General features: G+C 77.3%; 20 protein-coding genes and 1 CRISPR repeat array (1 of these 21 cut by a window edge). Of the genes, 3 read left to right on the top strand and 17 right to left on the bottom strand.

All coding sequences use genetic code 11. The features are described from left to right. Window positions 1–22: 22 nt before the first annotated feature. The 17 genes from BLS82_RS10000 to infC all read right to left on the bottom strand — a co-directional run bounded on the left by BLS82_RS10000 (window position 23) and on the right by infC (window position 17,990). A complete protein-coding gene (locus BLS82_RS10000; RefSeq protein ID WP_092864648.1) occupies window positions 23–577 on the bottom strand; it encodes an arginine repressor in 555 nt (184 codons plus the stop codon). Next, window positions 574–1,566, bottom strand: coding sequence for an ornithine carbamoyltransferase (gene argF, locus BLS82_RS10005; protein ID WP_092864651.1), 993 nt, complete (start codon window positions 1,564–1,566; stop codon window positions 574–576). Before argF ends, BLS82_RS10000 begins: the two co-directional genes overlap by 4 nt. Next, window positions 1,563–2,894, bottom strand: coding sequence for an acetylornithine transaminase (locus BLS82_RS10010; protein ID WP_255378255.1), 1,332 nt, complete (start codon window positions 2,892–2,894; stop codon window positions 1,563–1,565). The genes argF and BLS82_RS10010 overlap by 4 nt, the downstream gene beginning before the upstream one ends. Further along, entirely contained in the window at window positions 2,891–3,820 is a 930-nt protein-coding gene (gene argB, locus BLS82_RS10015; RefSeq protein ID WP_092864654.1) for an acetylglutamate kinase, read from the bottom strand. Before argB ends, BLS82_RS10010 begins: the two co-directional genes overlap by 4 nt. Continuing rightward, window positions 3,817–4,971 (bottom strand): bifunctional glutamate N-acetyltransferase/amino-acid acetyltransferase ArgJ, encoded by a 1,155-nt coding sequence (gene argJ / locus BLS82_RS10020; protein ID WP_092864656.1) that lies wholly within the window; start codon window positions 4,969–4,971, stop codon window positions 3,817–3,819. The genes argB and argJ overlap by 4 nt, the downstream gene beginning before the upstream one ends. Then, window positions 4,968–6,044 carry an N-acetyl-gamma-glutamyl-phosphate reductase gene (gene argC, locus BLS82_RS10025; RefSeq protein WP_092864659.1) on the bottom strand — a complete coding sequence of 359 codons (1,077 nt, stop codon included), beginning with the start codon at window positions 6,042–6,044 and terminating at the stop codon, window positions 4,968–4,970. Before argC ends, argJ begins: the two co-directional genes overlap by 4 nt. A gap of 75 nt (window positions 6,045–6,119) precedes the next feature. Beyond that, on the bottom strand, window positions 6,120–6,935 hold the full coding sequence (locus tag BLS82_RS10030; protein WP_092864662.1) for an SDR family NAD(P)-dependent oxidoreductase: 816 nt from the start codon (window positions 6,933–6,935) through the stop codon (window positions 6,120–6,122). A gap of 251 nt (window positions 6,936–7,186) precedes the next feature. After that, window positions 7,187–7,321, bottom strand: a complete 135-nt coding sequence (locus tag BLS82_RS16440) for a hypothetical protein (protein ID WP_255378256.1) — start codon at window positions 7,319–7,321, stop codon at window positions 7,187–7,189. A gap of 20 nt (window positions 7,322–7,341) precedes the next feature. Beyond that, window positions 7,342–9,966 carry a phenylalanine--tRNA ligase subunit beta gene (gene pheT / locus BLS82_RS10035; protein WP_092864665.1) on the bottom strand — a complete coding sequence of 875 codons (2,625 nt, stop codon included), beginning with the start codon at window positions 9,964–9,966 and terminating at the stop codon, window positions 7,342–7,344. Further along, window positions 9,966–11,012 (bottom strand): phenylalanine--tRNA ligase subunit alpha, encoded by a 1,047-nt coding sequence (pheS, locus tag BLS82_RS10040; RefSeq protein WP_176819023.1) that lies wholly within the window; start codon window positions 11,010–11,012, stop codon window positions 9,966–9,968. The genes pheT and pheS overlap by 1 nt, the downstream gene beginning before the upstream one ends. A 55-nt stretch (window positions 11,013–11,067) precedes the next feature. Further along, the gene (locus tag BLS82_RS10045; RefSeq protein WP_218123773.1) at window positions 11,068–12,117 is read right to left on the bottom strand and encodes a sensor histidine kinase; all 1,050 of its coding nucleotides are present in this window, start codon (window positions 12,115–12,117) and stop codon (window positions 11,068–11,070) included. Between the two features lie 9 nt (window positions 12,118–12,126). Next, the gene (locus BLS82_RS10050) at window positions 12,127–12,513 is read right to left on the bottom strand and encodes an ATP-binding protein (protein WP_176819024.1); all 387 of its coding nucleotides are present in this window, start codon (window positions 12,511–12,513) and stop codon (window positions 12,127–12,129) included. After that, window positions 12,510–15,299, bottom strand: coding sequence for a PP2C family protein-serine/threonine phosphatase (locus BLS82_RS10055; RefSeq protein ID WP_092864674.1), 2,790 nt, complete (start codon window positions 15,297–15,299; stop codon window positions 12,510–12,512). Before BLS82_RS10055 ends, BLS82_RS10050 begins: the two co-directional genes overlap by 4 nt. After that, window positions 15,296–16,219: a TrmH family RNA methyltransferase gene (locus tag BLS82_RS10060; RefSeq protein ID WP_255378258.1), complete on the bottom strand. Its 924-nt coding sequence runs from the start codon at window positions 16,217–16,219 to the stop codon at window positions 15,296–15,298. Before BLS82_RS10060 ends, BLS82_RS10055 begins: the two co-directional genes overlap by 4 nt. A 23-nt stretch (window positions 16,220–16,242) precedes the next feature. Next, window positions 16,243–16,635 carry a 50S ribosomal protein L20 gene (gene rplT / locus BLS82_RS10065; protein ID WP_092864677.1) on the bottom strand — a complete coding sequence of 131 codons (393 nt, stop codon included), beginning with the start codon at window positions 16,633–16,635 and terminating at the stop codon, window positions 16,243–16,245. A gap of 61 nt (window positions 16,636–16,696) precedes the next feature. Beyond that, window positions 16,697–16,891 carry a 50S ribosomal protein L35 gene (gene rpmI, locus BLS82_RS10070; protein WP_092864680.1) on the bottom strand — a complete coding sequence of 65 codons (195 nt, stop codon included), beginning with the start codon at window positions 16,889–16,891 and terminating at the stop codon, window positions 16,697–16,699. A gap of 130 nt (window positions 16,892–17,021) precedes the next feature. Next, window positions 17,022–17,990 carry a translation initiation factor IF-3 gene (gene infC, locus BLS82_RS16780; RefSeq protein ID WP_218123774.1) on the bottom strand — a complete coding sequence of 323 codons (969 nt, stop codon included), beginning with the start codon at window positions 17,988–17,990 and terminating at the stop codon, window positions 17,022–17,024. 324 nt (window positions 17,991–18,314) lie between these two features. On the opposite strand from infC, the gene BLS82_RS10080 reads away from it, so the two are divergent. Genes BLS82_RS10080 through BLS82_RS10090 form a run of 3 tightly spaced genes read left to right on the top strand, consistent with a single transcriptional unit; the run spans window position 18,315 to window position 20,121 of the window. Beyond that, the gene (locus BLS82_RS10080; protein ID WP_218123775.1) at window positions 18,315–18,680 is read left to right on the top strand and encodes a DUF1844 domain-containing protein; all 366 of its coding nucleotides are present in this window, start codon (window positions 18,315–18,317) and stop codon (window positions 18,678–18,680) included. A gap of 44 nt (window positions 18,681–18,724) precedes the next feature. Continuing rightward, window positions 18,725–19,414, top strand: a complete 690-nt coding sequence (locus BLS82_RS10085; RefSeq protein ID WP_176819025.1) for an alpha/beta fold hydrolase — start codon at window positions 18,725–18,727, stop codon at window positions 19,412–19,414. Beyond that, entirely contained in the window at window positions 19,411–20,121 is a 711-nt protein-coding gene (locus BLS82_RS10090) for an esterase/lipase family protein (protein WP_092864690.1), read from the top strand. The genes BLS82_RS10085 and BLS82_RS10090 overlap by 4 nt, the downstream gene beginning before the upstream one ends. A gap of 91 nt (window positions 20,122–20,212) precedes the next feature. Further along, window positions 20,213–26,118: a CRISPR direct-repeat array (repeat unit 28 nt; unit sequence GGCTCATCCCCGCGTACGCGGGGAGCAC) (it continues 2,298 nt past the right edge of the window).

The following is a 26,118-nucleotide window of genomic DNA, read 5'->3' on the forward strand; positions in this document are numbered from 1 at the left end:
CAGCCACGGGCGGCGCGATCGGTCACGGGGAGGCTCCTTCGGGAGGCAGGGACGGGTCGTCCGCGCCGTGCGGTGCGGACTCGCGCCCGTCGGCGAGGGCGAGCAAGCGCGCCGCCAGCTCGGCGCCGCCGTCCGCGGTGCGCGCGACGAGCAGCACGGTGTCGTCCCCGGCGACGCACCCGAGCACCTCGGGCACGGCGGCGTGGTCGACGGCGGAGGCGAGGAACTGCGCCGCCCCGGGCGGGGTGCGCAGGACGACGAGGTTGGCGCAGGCCTCGGCGGTGACGAGGAGGTCCTCGCACAGGCGGCCGAGCCGGGCGTCGGCGACGCCGGCGCCGACGGCGGGGCGCGGCGTGCGGTCCCCGCCCTCGGCCGGGACGGCGTACACGAGGCCGTGCTCGGAGCGCACCTTGACCGCCCCGAGCTCGACGAGGTCGCGGGAGAGCGTGGCCTGGGTGACGGCGAGCCCGTCGGCGGCGAGCAGGTCGGCCAGCTCGGCCTGCGAGCGCACGGCGGTGCGCCCCAGCAGGTCGGTGATGCGGGCGTGGCGGGCGGCGCGGGTGGCGGGGATGCTCACCGGCCGCTCGCCGGCGGGCCGCTGCTCCAGGGCCGGGCCTGCCCGCTGCGCTCGAGCAGCCAGACGAGCAGCGCCTTCTGCGCGTGCAGGCGGTTCTCCGCCTCGTCCCACACCCAGGAGGCGGGCCCGTCGACGAGCTCGGCGGCGACCTCCCTGCCGCGGTAGGCGGGCAGGCAGTGCAGGACGCCGGCGCCGGGCGCCGCGGCGGCCAGCAGCTGCGGGGTGAGCGCGAACGGCACGAAGGGCGCGGAGCGCTCGGCCGCCTCCGCCTCCTGGCCCATCGACACCCACGTGTCGGTGGCCACGACGTGCGCGCCCGCCACGGCGCGCTCGGCGTCGTCGACGACGGTGACCGAGCCGCCGGTGGCGGCGGCGAGCGCCCGCGCGGCGTCGAGGACCCCGGGGTGCGGCTGGTGCCCGGCCGGGGTGCCGATGCGCACGTGCAGGCCGGCCACGGCGCCGCCGAGGGCGTAGGAGTTCGCCATGTTGTTCGCCCCGTCGCCGAGGTAGGCGAGCACCGTGCCGGGCAGGGCGCCCACGCCGCCGCGGCGCTCGGCGACGGTGAGCAGGTCGGCGAGGACCTGGCAGGGGTGCAGCAGGTCGGTGAGGGCGTTGACGACGGGCACGCGCGAGTGCGCGGCCATCTCCTCCAGGCCCGCCTGGGCGAAGGTGCGCCAGACGATGGCGGCGACCTGGCGCTCGAGCACGCGCGCGGTGTCGGCGACGGGCTCGCCGCGCCCGAGCTGGCTGGTGGCGGCGTCGAGGACGAGGGGGAGGCCGCCGAGCTCGGCGACGCCCGCGCTGAAGGACACGCGCGTGCGGGTGGAGGGCTTGTCGAAGATGACCGCGACGCAGCGGGGCCCCTCCAGCGGGCGCGCGGTCAGGTGGCCCTGCGCCCGCTGCGCCTTCAGCTCCAGCGCCAGGGCGAGCACCTGCGCCTGCTCGGCGGTGCTCAGGTCGTCGTCGCGCAGGAAGTGGCGCACGCTCACCGGGAGCCTCCCGGCGCGGTGGGGACGGAGCCGGCGGGGTCGGCGCGGTCGGCGGCGTCGGCGCGGTCCAGCAGCTCGGGCAGCGCGGTCGTGAACTCCTCCAGCTGCTCCGGGGAGATCACCAGCGGTGGCGCGAGGCGGACGGCGTCGGGGGCGACGGCGTTGACGACGAACCCGGCCGCCAGGGCGGCGTCGGCGAGGGCGGCGGCCGCGGGGCGGGCCAGGACCAGCGCCCGCAGCGCCCCGACGCCGCGCACGCCGACCAGCAGCGGGTGCTCGAGCGCGCCGGCGGCGGTCGCCAGGCGCCCGCCGATGGCGGTGGCGGCGGCCAGCAGGTCGTCGCGCTCGACCGCGTGCAGCACCGCCAGGCCCGCGGCCGCGGCGACCGGGTTGCCCCCGAACGTCGTGCCGTGCTGGCCGGCGGACAGCAGGGACGCCGTCCGCTCCCCCAGCGCGACGGCGGCGCCGACCGGAACGCCGCCGCCGAGGCCCTTGGCGACCGTGACGACGTCCGGGAGCACGCCCTCGGGCAGGCCGAGGCCGGGCAGCTGGTGGGCGAACCAGGCGCCCGTGCGGGCGACGCCGGTCTGCACCTCGTCGAGGACGAGCAGCGCGCCGGCGCGGGTGGTGACCTCGCGGGCGGCGGCGAGGTAGCCGTCGGGGGCCGGGCGCACGCCGGCCTCGCCCTGCACGGGCTCGAGCACGACCGCGGCGACCTGCGAGGGAGCCTGCGCGACGGCGGCGGCGAGGGCGTCGACGTCCCCGTAGGGCACGTGCTCCACCCCGGGCACGAGCGGGGCGAAGGGCTCGCGGTAGGCGGGCTTCCACGTCAGGGACAGCGCGCCCATGGTGCGCCCGTGGAAGGCGTCGACCGCGGCGATCACGCGCGGCCGCCCGGTGCGGCGGGCGATCTTGAACGCGGCCTCGTTGGCCTCCGCGCCGCTGTTGCAGAAGAACACCCCCGACCCGGCCGGGGCGCGCAGCACCTCCAGCAGCCGCTCGGCCAGCGCCACCTGCACGGGCGTGGCGAAGAAGTTCGACACGTGCCCGAGGGTGGCGAGCTGGCTGGTGACGGCGGCGGTCAGCAGCGGGTGGGCGTGGCCCAGCACGGACGTCGCGATGCCGGCGAGCAGGTCCAGGTAGCGGCGCCCGTCGGCGTCCCAGACCTGGGCGCCCTCCCCGCGCACGAGGACGCGCTTCGGGGTGCCGTAGGTGCCCAGCACCGAGCTCGCGTAGCGCTGCATCCACTCGGCGCCGCGCAGGCCGCCCAGCTCGGGCAGCGGGGAGGCGCCGGGCACCGGCTCGACCGCCGTGCCGCGCGCGCTCACGGGACCACCATGGTGCCGGTGCCGGAGTCGGTGAAGACCTCCAGCAGCAGCGAGTGCGCGGCGCGCCCGTCGACCACGTGCGCCGCCTCGACGCCGCCGCGCACGGCGCGCAGGCACGCCTCCATCTTCGGCACCATCCCCGACTGCAGGCCGGGCAGCAGCCGCTCCAGCTCGGCGGCGGTGACGGAGGAGACGAGCGAGGTGCGGTCGGGCCAGTCGGCGTACAGGCCCTCGACGTCCGTGAGGACGACGAGCTTGCGCGCGCTCAGGGCGCACGCCAGCGCGGCGGCGGCCGTGTCGGCGTTGACGTTCAGGACGCCCTCGCCCTCCTCGGAGGGGGCGATGGTGGAGACCACGGGGATCCGGCCGGCGTCGAGGAGGTCGACGACGGCGGCCGGGTCGACCTCGACGACGTCGCCGACGAGGCCGACGTCCACCGGGGCGCCGTCGACGACGGCGGTGCGGCGCCGGGCGGTGAACAGGCCGGCGTCCTCCCCCGACAGGCCGACCGCGTGGGGGCCGTACGCGTTGAGCAGCCCCACCAGCTCGCGCCCGACGGAGCCGGTGAGGACCATGCGCACGACGTCCATCACCTCCGGCGTCGTCACGCGCAGGCCGCCGCGGAACTCGCTGCGGATGCCGAGGCGGGCCAGCATCGCCGAGATCTGCGGACCCCCGCCGTGCACGACGACGGGGCGCAGCCCGGCCAGGCGCAGGAACGTCACGTCCTGGGCGAAGGCGCGCTTGAGCTCCTCGTCGACCATGGCGTTGCCGCCGTACTTGACGACGACGAGGGCGCCGCGGAAGCGCTGCAGCCAGGGCAGGGCCTCGACGAGGACGGCGGCCTTGTCGGAGGCGGTGAGCGCCGGGGGCGACGGGGCGGCGGTGGTCGGGGCGGGAGCGGCCGCGGGGGCGGTGGTGGTCATGTCGAGTAGGCGCTGTTCTCGTGGACGTAGTCGTGGGTCAGGTCGTTCGTCCACACCGTGGCGGACGCCGGGCCGGCGTGCAGGTCGACGAGGATCCGCACCTCGCGCGCCGAGAGGTCGACGCCCTCGCGCGGCTCGCCGATGCCGCCGGCGCGGCACACCCGCACCCCGTTGAAGGAGACGTCGAGGTCGGCGGGGTCGAAGGCCGCGGACGTCGTCCCGACGGCGGCGAGCACGCGGCCCCAGTTCGGGTCGCGGCCGAAGACGGCGGCCTTGAGCAGGTTCGAGCGGGCGACGGCCCGGCCGACCTCGACCGCGTCGTCCTCGCCGGCGGCACCGACGACCTCGACGGCGATGTCGTGGCTGGCGCCCTCGGCGTCGGCCACGAGCTGGCGGGCGAGGTCGGCGCACACCGCCGTGACGGCCTCGGTGAGCTCCTGCGCGCTCGGGCGGGCGCCGCTGGCGCCGGAGGCCAGCAGCAGCACGGTGTCGTTGGTGGACGCGCAGCCGTCGGAGTCCACGCGCTCGAACGTGACCCGGCTCGCCGCCCGCAGCGCGGCGTCGAGGTCGCCCGGCTCGGCGACGGCGTCGGTGGTCAGCACCACGAGCATCGTGGCCAGCCCGGGAGCGAGCATGCCGGCGCCCTTGGCCATGCCGCCGACCGACCAGCCGCCCGCGCCCGTGCGCACGGCCTGCTTCGGCACGGTGTCGGTGGTCATGATCGCGACCGCGGCGTCGTGCCCGCCGTCCGGGGACGCCGCGGCGGCGGCGGCGTCGACCCCGGCCAGCAGGCGGTCCATCGGCAGCCGCTGCCCGATCAGGCCCGTGGAGCACACCGCGACGTCGGCGGCGGAGGCGCCCAGGCGCTCGGCCGCGCGCTCGGCGGTGGTGTGGGCGTCGACGAAGCCGGCCGGGCCGGTGCAGGCGTTGGCGCCGCCGGAGTTGAGGACGACGGCGTCGCAGCGGCCGTCGGACAGCGCCTGGCGGGTCCACAGCACCGGCGCCGCCTGCACCCGGTTGCGGGTGAGCACGACCGCGGCGTCGTGGCGGGGGCCGTCGTTGACGACGAGGGCGACGTCGGGGCGACCGCTGGCCTTCAGGCCCGCGGTCGCGCCCGCGGCGCGGAACCCGGCGGGGGCGGTGACGCTCACGGCGCCACCCCCGCCACGGGCAGGCCCGTCGTCTCCGCCAGCCCGAGGGCGAGGTTGAGGCACTGGACGGCGGCGCCCGCGGTGCCCTTGGTGAGGTTGTCCACGGCGGCGACGACGACGACGCGCCCGGCGTGCTCGTCCACCGCCACCTGCAGGGCGACCGCGTTGGCGCCGAGGACGTCGGCCGTGCGCGGCCACCGCCCCTCGGGCAGCAGGTGCACGAACGGCTCGTCGGCGTAGCAGCGCTGCCAGGCCTCGCGCACCGCCGCGTGGCTGCCGGCAGCGCCGGTGCCGGTGGCCGTGCCGCCGCCGCTGCCGCGCAGCCGCGCGGTGCACGTGGCGAGGATGCCGCGCGGCATGGGCGCGAGGGTCGGGGTGAAGCTGACGCGCACCGCCTCCCCCGCGGCGGCGGAGAGGTTCTGCTCCACCTCCGGGGTGTGGCGGTGGCCGCCGCCGACGCCGTAGGCGGACATCGAGCCCATGACCTCCGCGCCGAGCAGGGAGGTCGCGGTCTTGCGCCCGGCGCCGGAGGTGCCGCTGGCGGCGACCACGACGACGTCGTCGGGCTCGAGCAGGCCGGCGGCGAAGCCGGGCGCGAGGGCGAGGGAGACGGCAGTGGGGTAGCAGCCGGGCACCGCGACCCGGCGGGCGCCGCGCAGGGCGTCGCGCCCGCGCCCGCCGCCGGCCAGGGGCAGCTCCGGCAGCCCGTAGGGCCAGGTGCCGGCGTGCTCGGTGCCGTAGAAGGCGCTCCAGGCGCCGGCGTCGGCGAGGCGGAAGTCCGCTCCGGCGTCGAGGACGACGACGTCGTCCGGCAGCTGCGCGACGAGGGCCGCGGAGGCGCCGTGGGGCAGGGCGAGTACGACCGCGTCGGCCCCGGCGAGCGCCTCGGGGGTCGTCGCCTCGAGCCGGCGGTCGGCCAGGGGCAGCAGGTGCGGGTGGTGCTCGCCGAGCCGGTCCCCGGCGCTGGACCCGGCGGTCAGGGCGCCGACCTCGACCTCGGGGTGGGCGAGCAGCAGGCGCAGCGCCTCACCGCCCGCGTAGCCGCTGGCCCCCGCGACCGCCACCGTCACCATGCTGCATGACCATACATGGCGCTGCATGAAGCACCACTCGGGGGCCTGGCGGCCCGGTCGGCGCCGCGGCCCCGCTCAGGCGAGCGGGTCGTCGGGGCCGTAGGGGAGCAGGCCCAGGGTGCGGGCGCGCTCGGGCAGCCCGGCCGCGGCGCGCTCGCGCAGCGCCGGGGCGGTGTCGACCCCGGCGCGCAGCATCCGGCCCGACCAGGGGTCGAGCTGGCCGCGGGCCATCGCGACGACGAGCGCGACGACGTCCTCGGGCTCGGTCCACTCGGTGCGGCCCTCGTGCACCGGCATGGCCGCCGTCATCGGGGTGCGCACCACGCCGGGTGCGAGCTCGAAGGCGCGCAGGCCGCGCTCGTACCCGGCGGCGTGCAGCGCGCCGCCGACGCGGAACAGCCCGGCCTTCGCGGCGCCGTAGGCGGAGTACAGCGCGTTGTCCTTGACCCCGGCGCCGGAGTTGAGGTCGACCACCCGCCCGCCGCCGCGCTCGAGCATGCCGGGCACGACGGCGCGGGCGCAGTGGAACGGCCCGAGCAGGTCGGCCTCGACGACCGTGCGCCACTGCTGCGGGTCGGCCTCCCAGAGGGGGACCTCCTCGGCCTCGATCACCCCGGCGCTGCTGACGAGCAGGTCGATCGGGCCGAGGGCGGCCTCGGCCCGATCGACGGCGGCGCGCACCTGCTCGACGTCCGTGACGTCGGCGGTCACCACCGCGCACCGGGCGCCGGCGCCCTCGACGTCCGCGGCGGTGGCCGCCAGCCGCTCGGCGTCCCGGCCGTGCACCGCCACCGCGAGCCCGGCGCGGGCGAGTCCTGCGGCGATGATGCGGCCGAGACCGCTGGAGGCCCCGGTGACCAGGGCGGTGCGGGCGGGCGGCGGCGCGCTCATCGCAGGGACCCTAGCGAGGAGCCAGGACCGCGAGCGCGGACAGGCGGGCGGCCTCGGCCATCCGGTCGTCGTGGGTGACGACGGCCCCCAGCTCCTCGCCGAGCTCGAGCGCGGTGGCGACGTGGATCGCGTCCGGCGGCCGCGGTCCGTGCGGGCCGTCGCGGGCCTGTCCGCGAGGACGCGGCGCAGGGCGGGGGCCTCCGCCTCCGGCAGGACGAGCTCCACGAGGGCCGAGGTGTCGAGGGAGAGCATCAGCAGCGCTCGTCGGCGCGCACCTCGGCCAGGACCTCGCTCAGCGTCGGCCCCTCCCGAGCGGGAGCGGGTTCGACGTCCGGGAGGTCGCCCGTGGCCTCGACGAGCCGCCCCTGCGCCCGCAACCGCTCCACCGCGGACTCCCTGACCGGCGTCAGGTGCGCAGCACCGCGCCGGTGCGACGGGCGGCCTCGGCGACCGCGGCCTCGCGCACGGCCGCGGTGTCGGCGGCCGTCAGGGTGCGGTCCGGGGCGCGCAGGCGCAGGGAGAAGGCCAGCGACTTCGAGCCCTCGGGCACCGGCGGGCCCGTGTAGACGTCGAAGGCGCGCACCTCCTCCACCAGCTCCGCGCGCCCGGCCGCGCCGATGCCCGCGAGCAGCGCGGAGCGCACCTCCTCGGCGGGCACGGCGGCGTCGACGACGAGCGCGAGGTCCTCCTTGGCGGGCGGGAACGCCGACAGGCGCGGCGCCGGCACCGCCTCCGGAGCGGCCGCGACGAGGGCGTCGAGGTCGAGCTCGAACGCCACCGTCCGCGGCGGCAGCTCCAGGGCCGCCACGACCGCCGGGTGCAGCTCCCCGGCGTGCCCGGCCGGGGTGCCGTCGGGCAGGGACAGCGCCGCGCACCGGCCGGGGTGCCAGGGGGCGTGGACGTCGGCGCGCACCGACAGCGGCACGCGCAGCACCTCGGCGACCCGCAGCGCCGCGGCGAGGGCGTCGGTGGAGTCCGCGGCCCGGCCGGGCCCCCACCACCCGGCGCGCTCGGCCCGCCCGCTGAGCACCCCGGCCACCCGCACGGGCTGCGGCGGCACGGCAGCCTCCAGCGCCGCGAGCTGCTCCGGGCTCGGCCGCGCCTGCACGCCGAGCCGCGGCGCGGGCGGGGCGCCGGCGAGCGGCCGCGTCACCCGCCCGACCTCGAACAGGGCGACGTCGCTCGCGCCCCGGCCGGTGTTGCGGCGCAGCGCGTCCACGAGCGCGGCGAGCAGGCTGGTGCGCAGCAGCGGCTGCTCCTCCGAGAGGGGGTTGGCCACGCGCAGGGCCCGCCGGCGCGGGTCGGCGGCGTCCAGCCCCAGCTCGTCGGCGCGCTGGGGAGAGGTGAAGGGGTGGGTGATGACCTCCACGAGCCCGGCCTCGGCGAGCGCGGCGGCCACCGCGCGCCGTCCGCGCTGGGCGGGGGTCAGCCCGCGCCCGGGCGGCGCGACGGGCAGCACCGAGGGGATCGCCGCGTACCCGTGCAGGCGCCCGACCTCCTCGACGAGGTCCGCCGCCCGGGCGACGTCGGGCCGCCAGCTCGGCGGCGTGACGAGCAGCTGCGCGCCGGGGGCGTCCGCGCCGTCGGGCGAGGCCTCGACGGCCACCCGGCAGCCGACCTGCTCCAGCAGCGCGACGACGCGCCCGGCCGGCACGTCGACCCCCAGCAGCCGGGACGGCGCGTCGGCGGGCATCCGCACCGGCGCCGGCTCCGGCACGGCGCCGGGGGCGACGACGTCGGTCACGGCCGGGTCGGCCACCCCGCCGCCGTGCTCGACGAGCAGGCGCACCGCCAGCTCGGCCGCAGCGGCCTGCAGCCGGGGATCGACCCCGCGCTCGAAGCGGCGGCTGGCCTCGCTGGGCAGCTTGTGCCGGCGGGCGGTGCGCGCGACCGTCACGGGGTCGAAGTGCGCGGCCTCGACGAGGACGTCGCGGGTGCCCTCGCGCACCTCGGTGGCCGCCCCGCCCATCACGCCGGCGAGGCCGATCGCGCGGGCCCCGGGACCGGAGGCGTCCTCGCCGTCGGTGATGAGCAGGTCCTCGAGGTCCAGGGCGCGCTCGACCCCGTCGAGGGTGGTCAGCCGCTCCCCCGGCCGGGCCCGGCGCACCACCAGCGCCCCGTCGACGGCCGCGAGGTCGTAGGCGTGCAGCGGCTGCCCGACCTCGAGCATCACGTGGTTGGTCACGTCGACCGCGAGGGAGATCGGGCGCACGCCCGCCTGCTGCAGGCGGCGGCGCAGCCACCACGGCGAGGGCGCGGCGGGGTCGACGCCGCGCACGACGCGGGTGACGAGCCGGGAGCAGCCGGGGCGCCCGTGGATCGGGGCGCCGTCCGCCAGGTGCACCGGGAAGCCCTCGCCGACGCCGCCGGCGCCCGGGACCGGCACCTCGACGTCCGCGGGGTCGTGGAAGGCGGTGGCGACGTCCAGGCCCGCGCCGTGGGCGTACTCGCGGGCGAGGCCGCGCACGCTCAGGCAGTACCCGCGGTCGGGGGTGACGTTGACCTCGACGACCTCGTCGCTCAGGCCGAGCAGCGCCAGGGCGTCCTGGCCGGGCGCCGCCCCGCCCGCCCCGGGCCCGAGGAGGCGCTGCAGGACGACGATCCCGGCGTGGTCGTCGCCGAGGCCCAGCTCGCGCGCCGAGCAGATCATGCCGTCGGAGACGTGGCCGTAGGTCTTCCGCGAGGAGATCGGGAACGGCCCGGGCAGCACGGCGCCCGGCAGGGCGACGACGACGAGGTCGCCCGCGGCGAAGTTCGACGCCCCGCACACGATGCCGCGCCCGGAGCCCGCGGGCCCGTCGGCGGCGCCGTCCCCGACGTCGACGGAGCACCAGCGGATGGTCCTGCCGTTCCTCTGCGGCTCCTCGGCGACGGCGAGCACGCGGCCGACGACGACCGGGCCGCGCACGCCGCCGCCGTGCAGCCCCTCCTCCTCCAGGCCCACGCGCACCAGGTCGGCCGCCACCTGCTCGCCCGTGGCGCCGACCGGCACGTCGACGCAGGCGCGCAGCCAGCTCAGCGGGGCGCGCATCACACCCCCGTCCCGAACGCCCGGCTGAACCGGACGTCGCCCTCGACCATGTCGCGCATGTCCGCGACGCCGTTGCGGATCTGCAGGATCCGCTCGATCCCCCACCCGAAGGCGAATCCGGTGTAGCGCTCGGGGTCGACGCCGCAGGCGCGCAGCACGTGCGGGTCGACCATGCCGCAGCCGCCGACCTCCAGCCAGCCGCTGCCGGAGCCGTCGGGCCGCTCGAACCACACGTCGAGCTCGGCGCTGGGCTCGGTGAAGGGGAAGAACGACGGGCGCAGGCGCGTGCGGGCGCTGGGACCGAGCACGGCGGTGGCCAGGTGGTCCAGCGTGCCCCGCAGGTGCGCCATGGTCAGGCCCTCGTCGACGGCGAGGCCCTCGACCTGGTGGAAGACGGGCGTGTGCGTGGCGTCCAGCTCGTCGGTGCGGAACGTGCGCCCGGGGCAGACGACGTACAGCGGCACCCCCCGCTCCAGCAGGGCCCGCGCCTGCACCGGGGAGGTGTGCGTGCGCAGCACCAGCCCGGCCTCGGGCGGGTCCACGAAGAAGGTGTCCTGCATCTGGCGGGCCGGGTGGTCCACGCCGAAGTTCAGGGCGTCGAAGTTGAACCACTCGGCCTCGACCTCGGGCCCGTCGGCGACCTCCCAGCCCATGGCCGTGAAGACGTCCCCGATCCGCTCCTGGAGCACCGAGAGGGGATGGCGGGCGCCGCGCGGGCAGCGGTCGACCGGCAGGGTGACGTCGACGGCCTCCTCGACGAGGGCCCGCGCGTCGCGCTCGGCCTCCAGCTGCGCCGTGCGCACCTGCAGCGCCGACCGCACCCGGGCGCGCGCCTGCCCCACGCGCTTGCCGACCTCGGCCCGCTGCGCCGGCGGCAGGGACCCGACCTCGCGGTTGGCCAGCGCCAGCGGGCTGCGGTCGCCCGCGTGCGCCAGCCGCGCCTCCTTCAGCGCGGGCAGGTCGGCGGCGTCGGACACGGCGCGCAGGGCGTCGTCCACCGCGCGGGCGACGTCCTCCTCGCCGAGCGGGACGGTGGGGTCGGGCACGCGGGCGATCCTGTCAGACACCCCGCCCGCGGCTCCCGGGGGTTTCGCCGGCCCCTCAGCCCTCGCGCAGCGCGTCGGGGACGCCGGAGGGCAGCGCGATCCGGAACCGCGCCCCGCCGGCCGGGGAGCGGCTGACCGCGATCCGCCCGTCGTGCGCCTCCACCAGGCCGCGCACGACGTACAGGCCCAGGCCCGTTCCGCCGCGGCGGTTGCCGCGCCAGAACTTCGTGAACACCATCCCCAGGTGCTCCTCGGGGATCCCCTCCCCCTCGTCCTCGACGAGGACCACGACGCCGTCGCCGTCCGGGTCCGGGCGCACGCTGAGGTCCACGGCGCCCTCCCCGTGGCGCACGGCGTTGCCGACGAGGTTGGACAGGATCTGCTCGAGGCGGTCCGGGTCGGCCCACACCTCCGGCAGGGGCCCGCGCACGTGCACGAGGAAGCGGCCCTCCTCCTCCCCGGCGGCCACCATCCGCTCCACCTGCAGGCGCAGCAGCGCCTCGAGGTCGACCAGCTGCCGCCTGACCTCCAGGCGCCCGGCGTCCATGCGGGAGATGTCGAGCAGCTCCGTGATCAGGCGGGTGACGCGGTCGGCGTCCGCCTCGACGGTGCTGAGCATGTAGCGCTTCTGCTCGTCGCTGAGCCGGTCCCACTTCTTGAGCACCGTGGAGGTGAAGCCCTTCACGGTGGTCAGGGGCGAGCGCAGCTCGTGGGCGACGGTGGAGATCAGCCCGGCGTGGTCGTTCTCGAACCGGCGCCGGGCCTCGGTGTCGCGCAGCTGCAGCACCACGCGGCTGACCGGGGCGCCGCGCCCGGGCCGGGCGTAGCGGGCGGTGACGAGCAGCTCCCGGCCGCCGGGGCGCACGAGCATGCGCTCGCGGTGGCCCGTGCGGATCGCCAGGCCGGACCACGGGTCGGTGGTGGCCCACCAGTCGCGCCCGGTGGTGTCCTGCAGCGGCAGCGCCTCGCGCACGTCCCGGCCCAGCAGCTCCTCGCGCGAGCACCCGGTCATGCGCTCGGCGCCGGCGTTGACCAGCTGCACGCGCGCGTCCGGGCCGGCGACCACCAGCCCGTCCGGCAGGTCGTCCGCGAGGGCTGCGTCCACGGCCCGACCCTACTGGCGCGGCTCCTGGCGCGCGGCGGACAGCTCGAACCAGACGACCTTGCCGATGGCGTCGTCGCGCACGCCCCAGCGGGTGGCGAGGAGGTCGACGATGAACAGGCCGCGCCCGTCGAGGGCGCCGTCGTCCGCCGGCTGCAGCGTGGGGTGGCGCGAGTTGTCGTCGCCGACCTCGATGCGCACCCGCCCCGCGCTCGTCGTCACGGTCAGCCGCACCTCGCTGCGCCCGTGCACGATGGCGTTCGTCACCAGCTCCGAGGTGCACAGCAGCGCGCTGTCGCGCCCGTCCTCGCTCAGCTCCGCGCGGCCGCAGGCGTCGTCGACGATGCGGCGCGCCTGCCCGGCCGCCTCGGGCCCGCAGGGCAGGGTCACCTCGCTCACTGCTCGCCCTCGCGCTCGTCCTCGGGCCCGTCCTCGGGCTCGCCCTCGTGCTGGGGCTGCCGCGGGCGGACGGCGACGAGGGCGACGTCGTCCTCGGGGTCCTCGGCGAGCACGGTCGCGAGCACGCGGTCGCACAGCTCGTCCAGCGGCAGCGCAGCCAGGTCGCCCAGGATGCGCGCGAGGCGCTCCAGGCCCGCGTCCAGCGGCTGCGAGCGCCGCTCGACCAGCCCGTCGGTGAACAGCATCAGCGTCGCTCCCAGGGGCACCAGCGCCTCCTCGTCCGCGCGGTCCGTCGTCGGGTCCAGGCCCAGCAGCAGCCCCGGCTCGCTCTCGAGCACCCTCACGCCGCCGTCGGGCAGCAGCAGCAGGGGCGGCGGGTGGCCCGCCGAGTGCCACCGCAGGCGCCACGCGCCGGGCCGCTGCGGCGAGGGCCGGTGCAGCTCGGCGGTCAGCACGGTGGCGTAGGTGCCGACCTGCAGCACCTGCGCCGCCCGGTCGGCGCGGCTGAGCACCGCGGCGGGGCCCTCGGGGCGGTCGCTGGCGAGGGCGCGCACGAGGGAGCGCACCTGGCCCATGGCGGCGGCGGCCGCGGTGTCGTGGCCCATGACGTCGCCGATGACGAGGCGGGTGGTGCCGTCGGGGGTGGTGAAGGCGTCGTACCAGTCCCCGCCGACGCGCGCGTCGGCCACGGCGGGCACGTAGCGCACCTGCAGGTCCAGGTCCGGCACGCGCGGCGGGGAGGTGAGCAGGCTGCGCTGCAGCGCCTCGGCCACGCGCTGGGTGCGGTGCAGCAGCCGCGCGCCGTCGATCGCGGCGGCGGCGCGGCGGGCGACCTCGCGGGCGGTGGCCAGCTCGTCGGGGGTGTGCGGCCCGCGCCCGGACGTGGTGACGAGCGCCAGCGACCCGAGCAGCCGCCCGCGGGCGACCAGGGGCAGGACGACGGCGCCGCCGGGGTCCAGGGCCCGCACGGCGTCCACGAGGCCGGGCTCGGGCAGCAGCCGGTGCACGACCTCGTCGGTCAGCGCCGGGAGCACCAGCGGCTCCCCGGCGCTCAGGCGCTCGACCACCGGGCCCTCCAGCCTCGCGGCGACCGCAGTGCCCAGCGCCGCGCAGCGGCGAACGGCCTCTCCCCGCGCGGGGTCGCGGTGCGACCAGCCGACGTCGTGCAGACGCCCCGCGTCGTCGGCCAGGGTCAGCACGCTCCAGTCGGCCAGCTCGGGGACCACCGCCTCGGCCAGGCGGCGCAGGCCCCGCCGGCCGTCCTCGTCGTCGAGGGGGGCGAGCACCTCCCCGATCTCGACGAGCAGCGAGAGCCGGCGGGCCGCGGCCTCCGCGGCCGCCCGCGCCGCCTCCCGCGCCGCGTCGGCCCGCACCCGGGCGAGCGCCTGCGCGGCCTGCGCGGCCAGGCCCTCCACGACCTGCAGGTCCTCCGCCTCCAGCGGCTGGGGCTGCGCCCACCGCAGCAGCAGGGCCCCCAGGGGGCGGCCGGCGTGGCGCAGGGGCGCGGCGACCAGCGCCTGCGTGCCGGTGCGGCGCACGAGGTCGGCCAGGGAGGGGTAGCGCCGCAGCAGCTGCTCGCGGTCGCCGAAGGCGAGCACCTCGCCGGTCGTGGCGGCGGTGACGACGGGCAGGTCGGCGTCGAGCGGGGCGGTCGCGAGGTCCTCGCGCACGCTGGCGTCGAAGTCGCCCGTCAGGGTCAGGCGCGCCACCCCGGCCGCCTCGTCCAGCAGGCCCACGATGCCGCCCACCGCTCCCAGGGTGGCCGTGCCCTGCCCGAGCACGGCCTCGAGGACGTCGGGCTCGGTCTGCGCGCCGGTGAGGGCGAGGGCCACGCGGGCCAGGCCGGTCGCGCGGCGGCTGGCCTCCAGGCGGCGGCGCACGCCGGTGCGCGACTCGGTGACGTCGATGTTGACGCCGAGCATGCGCCGCGGCCGTCCCGAGGCGTCCGCGACCGTGCGGCCGGCGGCCAGCAGGGAGCGCACCGCGCCGTCGGCGTGCACGACGCGGAACTCCACCTCCAGGCCCCCGCCGGAGGCGGCGGCCGCGGCGAGCGCGGCGTGCACCTGCTCGACGTCGTCGGGGTGGATGCGGCCGAGGACGTCGTCGAGGCCCAGGTCCTGCGCCGGGGCGCCCGCGCCGTACAGGGCGAGGCTGCGGGCGTCCCAGACCACCGCGTCGGCGAACAGGTCCCACTCCCAGGTGCCCACGCGCGCCGCGGCGAGGACCAGCTCCAGGCGCGCGCGGTCGACCTCCCGCTCGCCGGTGAGGGCCGACAGCTCCAGCTGGGCCACGGCGGCGCGGGCGAGCTCGGCCAGCAAGCCGCGGTCGTGGGTGCCCCAGGCGCGGGGCGCGTCGCAGGCCACCCCGAGGGCGCCGACCACCCGCCCGTCCTGGTCGACCAGGGGCGCACCGAGGAAGGCGCGCGGGGCTGCGCGGCCCCGGCCGAGCAGGGCGCGGGCCGCCGCGTCGGCGGCGGCGTCGGCTGCTCCGGCGCCGGTCGCTCCGGCTGCGTCGGTGGGGACGTCGGCGGGAGGGTCACCGACGGCCAGCACCCGGCCGGTCGCCGCAGTGGCCGCGCACAGGGCCGCCACCGCGCCGCCGTCCCCGACGCCCTCGGGCAGCAGCCACACCCGGCCGGCGGTGCCGCCGAGCAGGCGGGCGGCCACCTCGCCGAGGCGGGCCATGGCCGCACCGGTGCCCGGCGAGGGCAGCAGGCGGCGGGCGGCCGCCGCGCCGGCCGGGCCGTCCGGGGGGCCCGCCTGAGCGGGCACGGCGCGGACGGTCACGCCGATGATCCTGCTGCAGCCGCGGTCGCAGCGCCACGGCGGCGCTGCCCGCGGGCGCTGGCGTACAGGCACACCGCGGCCGCGGTGGCCAGGTTCAGGCTCTCCGCGCGTCCGTGCAGCGGCACGCGCACCACGGCGTCGGCGAGGGCGCGCTCGTCCTCGGCCAGCCCGTGCGCCTCGTTGCCGAACACCCACGCGGCCGGGCCGGCCAGGGGCCCGCGGCCGGCGGAGGCGTCGTCGAGGAGGTCGTCGAGGTCGAGGGCGGCGGGGTCCCCGCCGTCGGCGGCGAGGACGACCAGGCCCGCGGCGCGCAGCGCGGCCACGGCGGCGGCCGGGTCGGCGTCCTCGACGACGCCGAGGTGGAAGAGGCTGCCGGCGGTGGAGCGCACGCACTTGGGGTTGTGCACGTCGACGCTGCCCCGGGTGAGGACGACGGCGCCCGCGCCGGCGGCGTCGGCGGCGCGCAGCACCGTGCCGGCGTTGCCGGGGTCGCGCACCTGGGACAGGACGGCGACCAGGGCCGGGGCGGGCGAGAGCGCGTCCGGCAGCGGCCGGCTGACGAGCGCGCACACCGCGAGCAGGCCCTGGGGCGTGAGCGTGTCGGCCATGGCGGCGAGGACCTCCTCGGTGCACCGGCGCACCGGCACGCCGGCGGCGAGCGCCGCGCCGATCACGTCGCGGTGCCGGGACGCGCCGTCGTCCGTCGCGTACACGCAGCGCACCAGCGCCGCACCGGCGTCGGCGCCACCTCCTGCCCTGAGCCGCGCCGCCTCCAGGACGGCCTCGCGCACGGCCTGGGGGCCCTCGGCGAGGAAGGTGCCCGAACGCAGCCGTGCCGAGCGCCCGGCCAGCGCCCGCACCGCCCGGACCCGCTCGGAGCGGGGGTTGGACAGCGCGTCGCCTCCCGGGACGCCCGGCACGGCAGGAGCGGTGCCGGCGGGGCTCAGGCCGCCGAGCCCTGCGCCTGCGCCACCGGCTGGGCCGGCAGCGCCGCGCGGGCGGTCTCCACGAGCGCGGAGAAGGCCGCGGCGTCGTTGACGGCGAGCTCGGCCAGCATGCGGCGGTCGACCTCGACCCCCGCGGCCTTCAGGCCCTGGACGAAGCGGTTGTAGGTGATGCCGTTCGCGCGGGCGGCGGCGTTGATCCGCTGGATCCACAGGCGGCGGAAGTCGCCCTTGCGGGCGCGCCGGTCGCGGTAGGCGTAGACGAGCGAGTGGGTGACCTGCTCCTTGGCCTTGCGGTACAGCCGCGAGCGCTGGCCGCGGTAGCCGCTGGCGCGCTCCAGGGTGGTGCGGCGCTTCTTCTGGGCGTTGACCGCCCGCTTCACGCGTGCCACGTGGTGCTCCTCTGGTCGTGCTGTCGTCGGGGCGCGGCGCCGGGAGCGGCGCCGCGGGGGCTCACTTGGCGAGCAGCCGCTTGATCTTCTTGGCGTCCGCGGGCGCGGCCACCGCGTCGACCTGCAGGCGCCGCACGCGCCGGCTCGACTTGCCCTCGAGCAGGTGGCGCAGGTTGGTGCGCTCGCGCACGACCTTGCCGGAGCCGCTGATCTTGAAGCGCTTCTTGGCGCCGCTGTGGGTCTTCATCTTCGGCATGGCTGCCTCGTCCTCTTCCTGGCGCCGGGCGAGGCCCGGCAGCCGTGCTGCGGTGGACCGCCCGGGGAGGGTGCTCCCGGGCGGGCGTGCTGGGCAGGACCGGGCCGCGCAGGGCCCGGCCCGCGCAGGGTCAGACCTGCGCGGTGCGCCCCGGTGCTCCCTGCCGCGGCCCGGGTCGCGCCGGACCGGGCCGGGGGGCGGCCGGCCGCGGAGCGGGCTGGGCGGGCGCGGCGGTGGTGCGGGCCGGCGGCTGCGGGACCGGCGCCTGGGCCGGCTGGGCCGGCCGCGCGGACGGGGCCGGTCGCGCGGCCGGAGCCGGCGCGGGCCGGGCCGGTCGGGCGGCGGGCGCCGGGGTGGGCGCCGGTGCCGGTCGTGCGGGCTGGCCCGGCCGGGGCGCCTGCTGGGCCGGCTGCGGAGCGGGCTGGGCGGCCGGAGCGGCCGGAGCGGGCTGCGCAGCGACCGGAGCGGGCTGAGCGGGCTGCTGGGCGGGGGTGTCCGCCTCCTGCGCGTCGGCGGCCGCGGCGCGGGCCTCGTCGGCGAGCTGGCCCGCCGCCTCCTCCTGCACCCGGTGCCCGCCGGCGCTGTCGCGGCGACGCCGCTGCTCGGCCTTCGCGCCGGCCTTGACCTCGGCCTTGCGGCGGTGCGGACCGATGACCATGACCATGTTGCGGCCGTCCTGCTGCGGGTTCGACTCGATCGACCCGAGCTCGTCCACGTCGCCGGCGAAGCGCTGCAGCAGCCGGTAGCCCATCTCCGGGCGGGACTGCTCGCGACCGCGGAACATGATCATGACCTTGACCTTGTCCCCCGACTCGAGGAACTTCTGCGCCATCCCGCGCTTGGTCTCGTAGTCGTGCGGATCGATCTTCAGGCGCAGCCGGACGGTCTTCAGGACGGTGTTGGCCTGGTTCTTGCGGGCCTCGCGGTCCTTGATCGCGGACTCGTACTTGAACTTGCCGTAGTCCATGAGCTTGCAGACCGGGGGCTTGGCCTGCGGCGCCACCTCGACGAGGTCGAGGTCGGCCTCCTGGGCCAGCCGCAGCGCGTCCTCGACGCGCACGATGCCGACCTGCTCGCCGTTGGGACCGACCAGCCGCACCTCGGGGACGCGGATGCGGTCGTTGATGCGCGGTTCGCTGATGGAAGAGCTCCTTCACGGTGTCCTCGGGACCACCGCGGGGTGGAGGGGGCCCCCACCCGCGAGCGCTCGGCGAGCAGGCCAGACCCGGACCTCCGGCGCCGTCGTTCGACGGCGCCCGGGGAGGCGCCCGCAGCGCCCCGCGAGGGGCGCTGCGGCGGACCGGAACCCGACGGCCCGGGGGCCGCGACGGGTGGGAGGCTGGCCTCCGCTTCGCGCACCGGTGCGGCGTCGTCCCGGTCGGGCGACAGCAGCACTGGTCGGTCGTTCTGCAACAGTAGCAGCGTGAGCACGCACGTTCCCATTCCCGAGCCCGAGGGCGCCGAGGACGCCGCCCGCGACATCGCCGACGTCGCGGCGGTGGAGGTCATCACGACCGCCGCGGTGCACCTGATGAGCGCGGCGGCGGTCAAGTGCGGGCTCGCCGAGGACGCCCAGGAGGCCGGCCACCTCGACCTCGGGGAGGCGCGGATCCTCATCACGGCGCTCGCGGGCCTCGTCACGGCGGCGGCCCCGGAGGTCGGGAACCAGCACGCCCGGGCCCTGCGCGACGGCCTGCGCACGCTGCAGCTGGCCTTCCGCGAGGCCTCCCCCTTTCCCGACGCCCCCGGCCAGGGGCCCGGCGAGAAGCTGACGGGCCCGGTCAGCTGAGCACCGCCGCCCCCGCTGCCGGAGCGGCCGCGCCGGTCGCGCGCGTGGTCGCCGGCGGCCGGTCCGACGGGCCGACCGTCGTCCTCGTGCACGGCATCGGCGTCTCCCGGCGCTACTTCGCGCCGCTGGCGCGCGAGCTGTCCACGCGCGCGCGGGTGCTCGCCGTCGACCTGCCCGGCTTCGGCGGCGCACCGGGGCCGCTCTCGCTGAGCGTTCCCGAGCACGCCGGCGCGGTGCGGCGGGCCCTGGAGCCCCTCGGCGTGCGGGGCGCGCTGCTCGTGGGCCACTCGATGGGCTGCCAGGTGGTGGCGCACCTGGTGCGCGGGCACCCGCACCTGGCCGCCGGAGCCGTCCTGATCGGGCCGACCGTCGACGAGCGCGCGCGCTCGGCGCCGCGCCAGGCCCTGCGGCTGCTGCGCGACAGCGCCGCCGAGCCGGTCGCCTTCAACGCCGTGCTCGTGCGCGAGTACCTGCGCTGCGGCCCCCGGCGCTACCTGGCGACCGCGGCGCACATGCTCGCCGACCGCATCGAGGAGGTCCTGCCCGCGGCGGCCGTGCCGGTGCTGGTCCTGCGCGGGGCCCACGACCCGATCGCGCCGCGGCACTGGACGGAGCACCTGGCGCGGCGGGCCCCGCTCGGGCGCGCCGCGCAGCTGGACGGCGGGCGCCACGGCATCCAGTGGAGCCACCCGCAGGAGGTGGCGCGGGCGTGCCTGGAGCTGGTGCGGGCGTGAGCCGGCGCGTCGTGCGGGCCGCCTCGATCGCGTGGTGGTTCCTCGCCGACTGGGTCTACGCCGTGCGGCGGCAGGCGGTGGGCCTGGCGCGCGGACAGTCCGCCGAGCGGTACCGCACGCCGCCGGGCCCCGGGCCGCACCGCCTGCCCGTCGTCCTCGTCCCGGGCGTCTACGAGTCGTGGCGGTTCCTGGAGCCGCTGACCGAGGCGCTGTTCACGGCCGGGCACCCGGTGCACGTGGTGGAGGCGCTCGGCCACAACACCGGTGAGGTGCCCGCCATGGCGCAGGCCGTGCGGCGCTTCGTCGACGACCAGGGCCTGACCGGCGCGGCCCTCGTCGCCCACAGCAAGGGCGGCCTGATCGGCAAGCACCTGCTGGTGCACCACAACGGCGACGGCGCGCTGCGCCACCTGGTCGCGGTCAACACGCCCTTCTCCGGCTCGCGCTACGCCCGGTTCCTGCCCGGACGCACCCTGCGCGTGTTCGCACCAGGGGGTCCGCTGCTGGTGGAGCTGGCGTCGAGCACGGGCGTCAACGGCTCGATCACGTCCGTCTTCAGCGAGGTCGACCCGAACATCCCCGGCGGCAGCCACCTGCCCGGGGCCACCAACGTGTGCATCCCCGGCGCGGTGGGCCACTTCCGGGTGCTCAGCGACCCGCGCGTGCAGGCCGCCGTGCTCGCAGCGCTGGAACCGCTGCCGGCCTGACCTGAACGCTCGCCATCACACGCGCTTAGGTACACGAGCACCGCCTACGCGGGCAGCGCGCTGCCTTGAGCAGGCGGCACAGTCATGGCACCGCCCATCCCCGCGTACGCGGAGAGCACGCGCCGTGGGCCGGGGACGTGGTCAGCTACCGCGGCTCATCCCCGCGTACGCGGGGAGCACCTGGCGTGCGTGGGCATGGCCCATCCGCGCCTTGGGCTCATCCCCGCGTACGCGGGGAGCACATCCCCGAGGCCGCCTTCCGAGCCCGCTGCACGGGCTCATCCCCGCGTACGCGGGGAGCACGCCGTGGTCGACGCCGAGGAGTGCACCCTGCGGGGCTCATCCCCGCGTACGCGGGGAGCACGTCGTCTACGTCCACGCCGACGACCTCGCCACGGGCTCATCCCCGCGTACGCAGGGAGCACGACGCCCCCGCCAACGTGCTGTGGGCGGTGGAGGGCTCATCCCCGCGTACGCGGGGAGCACGGATGGTTGGAGGAGAACGGGACCCTGGTCGCGGGCTCATCCCCGCGTACGCGGGGAGCACTCGAGGGTGGTGCCCGGGGAGGCCAGGGTCACGGGCTCATCCCCGCGTACGCGGGGAGCACTACCCGAGGTGGCGCACCTTGATCCCGGCGGTGGGCTCATCCCCGCGTACGCGGGGAGCACGAGGTCGTCGTCACCAGCTGCGAGATCGGGGAGGGCTCATCCCCGCGTACGCGGGGAGCACGGGAGGTCGACCCGGTCCTCGGCGTGGGCGAGGGGCTCATCCCCGCGTACGCGGGCAGCACTACCCGAGGTGGCGCACCTTGATTCCGGCGGTGGGCTCATCCCCGCGTACGCGGGGAGCACCACCTGCAGGCCGCCGGATGGGTGCGTGACCCCGGCTCATCCCCGCGTACGCGGGGAGCACCCCCCGCCGAGCCAGATGTGCGCGTTCCGGGGGGGCTCATCCCCGCGTACGCGGGGAGCACTCCCGGGACGCCACCCGGCTGAAGGACCCCGCCGGCTCATCCCCGCGTACGCGGGGAGCACGCGCTGTACATCGTCGTCGCCAACGGCTCCAAGGGCTCATCCCCGCGTACGCGGGGAGCACCTCGGACTCGAGGGCGCCGGGGTCAGGGTGGCGGGCTCATCCCCGCGTACGCGGGGAGCACCGCTGGCTGTGGACCAACGTCCTCGCCCCGGTCGGCTCATCCCCGCGTACGCGGGGAGCACCACGATCGACGAGTGAGCGAGCGAGCCCACTAGGGCTCATCCCCGCGTACGCGGGGAGCACCCGCCCTTCATCCGCGCGGCCTGCTCCAGGGACGGCTCATCCCCGCGTACGCGGGGAGCACGGCGTCCGCCGGCGCGCCGAGCGGATCGGCCGCGGCTCATCCCCGCGTACGCGGGGAGCACGAAGGGTCTCCTGTCGGTTGATTTATCGGGCCGGGCTCATCCCCGCGTACGCGGGGAGCACGTCAGACGCGCCAGCTGGCGCAGCACGCTCTCCGGCTCATCCCCGCGTACGCGGGGAGCACTTCTTCATCCGCCAGACCGGTGAGATGAACATCGGCTCATCCCCGCGTACGCGGGGAGCACTGGAACCACAGAACCCAACCGGGCTTGTGCTTGGGCTCATCCCCGCGTACGCGGGGAGCACTACCCCCTCGTACAACGCAACTCCTACAAGGGGGGCTCATCCCCGCGTACGCGGGGAGCACCAGCCGGCGGTCCAGTCCTTCAGCGTCCGGCCGGGCTCATCCCCGCGTACGCGGGGAGCACTTCGGGGACGCCGTGGACCGCCTCCTGGCCGGCGGCTCATCCCCGCGTACGCGGGGAGCACGGCGTTGCCGCCGCGGGCCCGGACCGTGCCGCCGGGCTCATCCCCGCGTACGCGGGGAGCACCCCTGCTGGCAGGGCCGCGGCTGCTGCGTGTCGGGCTCATCCCCGCGTACGCGGGGAGCACCCGTAGGCGGGTGCGCCGTCCCCGATGCCGGCGGGCTCATCCCCGCGTACGCGGGGAGCACGCCGCCCTCCCCGAGGAGGCCGGCCTCGACGCCGGCTCATCCCCGCGTACGCGGGGAGCACTACCGCTCCGTGAACGGCAAGCCGCTCAAGAGGGCTCATCCCCGCGTACGCGGGGAGCACTACAGCCCGCGCGGCAACACGAGCAGCGTCGAGGGCTCATCCCCGCGTACGCGGGGAGCACCGCAAGGTCGGCATGGTCGGCCTCGGCTACCTGGGCTCATCCCCGCGTACGCGGGGAGCACCCGAACCTGAGCGGGGACAAGGGGTCGACGTCGGGCTCATCCCCGCGTACGCGGGGAGCACGGGCCGGTGGTCGGCGCGGAAGTGCTCGACGAGGGCTCATCCCCGCGTACGCGGGGAGCACTCCGCCACGGACTTCGCGCAGGCGATCGTGCAGGGCTCATCCCCGCGTACGCGGGGAGCACTAGGACACCCCGACCCGCCAACAGTTGATCCCGGGCTCATCCCCGCGTACGCGGGCAGCGCGCTGCCTTGAGCAGGCGGCACAGTCATGGCACCGCCCATCCCCGCGTACGCGGAGAGCACGCGCCGTGGGCCGGGGACGTGGTCAGCTACCGCGGCTCATCCCCGCGTACGCGGGGAGCACCTGGCTGCCGGGCTTGGGGAGCCTGCCGGTGGACGGCTCATCCCCGCGTACGCGGGGAGCACCTCGACCAGCCCGACCCGCCCCTGTCCCCGGCCGGCTCATCCCCGCGTACGCGGGGAGCACGCCACTGCCGAGGGGACCCGCACCATGACCCAGGGCTCATCCCCGCGTACGCGGGGAGCACGCTCTGCCGACAAGAGCGCTCAGATCGCTCGGAGGCTCATCCCCGCGTACGCGGGGAGCACACCGGGGGGTCGCCGCGGAGGACTCCGACGCCGGCTCATCCCCGCGTACGCGGGGAGCACGCGGCGGACGGCGCGCCGATGGGCGCGGGCTTGGGCTCATCCCCGCGTACGCGGGGAGCACGACGCCGGCCCCGCCCCGGCCGTGCCGGTGCGGGGCTCATCCCCGCGTACGCGGGGAGCACTGCGCGCGGTCCAGCCGCAGCCCGACCGGCAGGGGCTCATCCCCGCGTACGCGGGGAGCACTACCCGTCCTGGAGCGCCTACGTCGAAGGGGAGGGCTCATCCCCGCGTACGCGGGGAGCACACCTGGGACAGGCCATCGGCGACCGCGCCGAGGGGCTCATCCCCGCGTACGCGGGGAGCACGTTCGCGCTGGCCAGCGCGATTGACCTGCATCGGGCTCATCCCCGCGTACGCGGGGAGCACGTCGTGGACATGGGCACCACCTCCGAGCTGCGCGGCTCATCCCCGCGTACGCGGGGAGCACAGCCGCGCCGGGGTCACCGACGCCACACCAGCGGGCTCATCCCCGCGTACGCGGGGAGCACGCGATCGCCGCCGCGGTCGGCGCGCTGATCTGGGGCTCATCCCCGCGTACGCGGGGAGCACCGGTTGAAGATCCTCATCCGGCCGTCCCGCTCGGGCTCATCCCCGCGTACGCGGGGAGCACCTGCGCAAGCGGAAGCAGGCGCAGCCGTGGATGGGCTCATCCCCGCGTACGCGGGGAGCACGTCTCTTCCGTCGACCTGCCCGGGGACAGCCTGGGCTCATCCCCGCGTACGCGGGGAGCACGCCGGACCCTCCAGGACCCACGTGTCGGCGGTGGGCTCATCCCCGCGTACGCGGGGAGCACCGCTGCCCTCGGCCAGCAGCACGTGCGCGAGGTCCCTCATCCCCGCGTACGCGGGGAGCACCGAGCGCTGGAGGCGCGCGCGGCGTTGATCCGGGGCTCATCCCCGCGTACGCGGGGAGCACCGCGGAGGTCATCGCCAACCACCGCCTCGCGGCGGCTCATCCCCGCGTACGCGGGGAGCACGCCGCGGCCTCCGCTGCCCGCGCCCTCGGCGCGGGCTCATCCCCGCGTACGCGGGGAGCACGAGGGTGCCCACTTCCCGCCGAGGCCGGACCAGGGCTCATCCCCGCGTACGCGGGGAGCACCGAGGAGCCGGCCGCATGACCACCGTGTCCATGGGCTCATCCCCGCGTACGCGGGGAGCACCCCTGGAGTCCGGGTGGGGCGCGAACCGGATCGGGCTCATCCCCGCGTACGCGGGGAGCACCCCCAGGCGAGGTTGCGGCGGGCCTCGGCAGCCGGCTCATCCCCGCGTACGCGGGGAGCACCGCGCCGCGATCGCCGCCGCCGACGGGTGGCTGGGCTCATCCCCGCGTACGCGGGGAGCACAAGGGCGCCGCCATGCATGCGGCGATGAGGAGGGGCTCATCCCCGCGTACGCGGGGAGCACAACGGCGTCCCCGTCCTCGCCGGATGGGCCGTGGGCTCATCCCCGCGTACGCGGGGAGCACGTCGCGCAGGTGCTCGCCGAGAAGCACCTCGACGGCTCATCCCCGCGTACGCGGGGAGCACTTGCCCCACTGCCCCGTGGCGCGGGTGTTTGCGGGCTCATCCCCGCGTACGCGGGGAGCACAACAACAACGCGCTCCCGTTCGGCTCGTTGTAGGGCTCATCCCCGCGTACGCGGGGAGCACTCGGCCCGAGGCGGCGCCGACTTGAGACCCAGGGGCTCATCCCCGCGTACGCGGGGAGCACGGCGGGCCGTAAGTGATGGGCAGTGCGGAGGAGGGCTCATCCCCGTGTACGCGGGGAGCACGGCCTGCAGTGGGCGTTCGCCACGGACGCGAACGGCTCATCCCCGCGTACGCGGGGAGCACTCCAACCTCGCCCGCGACCGCGGCTTCACCGGCGGCTCATCCCCGCGTACGCGGGGAGCACCCTTTCACGGAGGCGCGCGCGTATAGCAGCGCGGGCTCATCCCCGCGTACGCGGGGAGCACCCAACCAGGCGGCGCGGGGTGAGCAGGTTCGGGGGCTCATCCCCGCGTACGCGGGGAGCACAAGATCCAGGATGAGCAGGAGGTCATCCGGTGGGGCTCATCCCCGCGTACGCGGGGAGCACTCCGAGCCGGCAGCCGGGTAATCCGAGGACCCGGGCTCATCCCCGCGTACGCGGGGAGCACCGTGGACGAGGACCATCGGGTGATCGCTACCGGGGCTCATCCCCGCGTACGCGGGGAGCACGATGTCGGCGCCACCGGGTCCGTAGGGCCGCAGGGCTCATCCCCGCGTACGCGGGGAGCACTTGCCCTCGAGCTGGGCGACCTCCTCGGTGAGGGGCTCATCCCCGCGTATGCGGGGAGCACCGGGTATGGCAGGCGAACGACTTGGACGGGGAGGGCTCATCCCCGCGTACGCGGGGAGCACGTGGGGCCGACGAAGATCGTGGTCATGACGTCGGGCTCATCCCCGCGTACGCGGGGAGCACCTGCTCAACCATCGACAGCAGCAGCGCCTTGTCCGGCTCATCCCCGCGTACGCGGGGAGCACCTAGGTGCCCACCCGCGCCGCCGGGCACTACGGGGCTCATCCCCGCGTACGCGGGGAGCACATGAGCGCGACCATCCGCACTGAGCACGGTGAGGGCTCATCCCCGCGTACGCGGGGAGCACGTGCAGGCCACAAGGCTGCGCGCCGCGGAGCTGGGCTCATCCCCGCGTACGCGGGGAGCACCCCTCGGCGAGCTGCCCGAGCAGGTCCCAGGAGGGCTCATCCCCGCGTACGCGGGGAGCACGACGCCCTCTCCGAGCGGCTGCAGGTGGAGGACGGCTCATCCCCGCGTACGCGGGGAGCACCGCCAGCAGGACCGGCAGGGCCGGTGGGTCCGGGGCTCATCCCCGCGTACGCGGGGAGCACCAGGACTTCCACGACCCCCGCCTGGGCCAGCTGGGCTCATCCCCGCGTACGCGGGGAGCACACGGGCCAGTCCCTGACCGGCAACGGGCACGCCGGCTCATCCCCGCGTACGCGGGGAGCACCCCCTCCGCCGGCAGCCGAGCGGCTGCCTCCCGGGCTCATCCCCGCGTACGCGGGGAGCACGTGGGCGGCGCCCGTGACTTC

It is taken from the genome of Quadrisphaera sp. DSM 44207 (assembly GCF_900101335.1).
Taxonomy (GTDB): domain Bacteria; phylum Actinomycetota; class Actinomycetes; order Actinomycetales; family Quadrisphaeraceae; genus DSM-44207.

Coding starts and splice junctions, on each gene's coding strand:
- pheT (WP_092864665.1), bottom strand. CDS start 9,966: ATGCGCGCCCCGCTGAGCTGGCTGCGCGCCTGCGTCGACGTGCCGGTC.
- rpmI (WP_092864680.1), bottom strand. CDS start 16,891: ATGCCGAAGATGAAGACCCACAGCGGCGCCAAGAAGCGCTTCAAGATC.
- argC (WP_092864659.1), bottom strand. CDS start 6,044: ATGGTGACGGTGGCGGTCGCGGGGGCCAGCGGCTACGCGGGCGGTGAG.
- BLS82_RS10030 (WP_092864662.1), bottom strand. CDS start 6,935: ATGAGCGCGCCGCCGCCCGCCCGCACCGCCCTGGTCACCGGGGCCTCC.
- argB (WP_092864654.1), bottom strand. CDS start 3,820: ATGACCACCACCGCCCCCGCGGCCGCTCCCGCCCCGACCACCGCCGCC.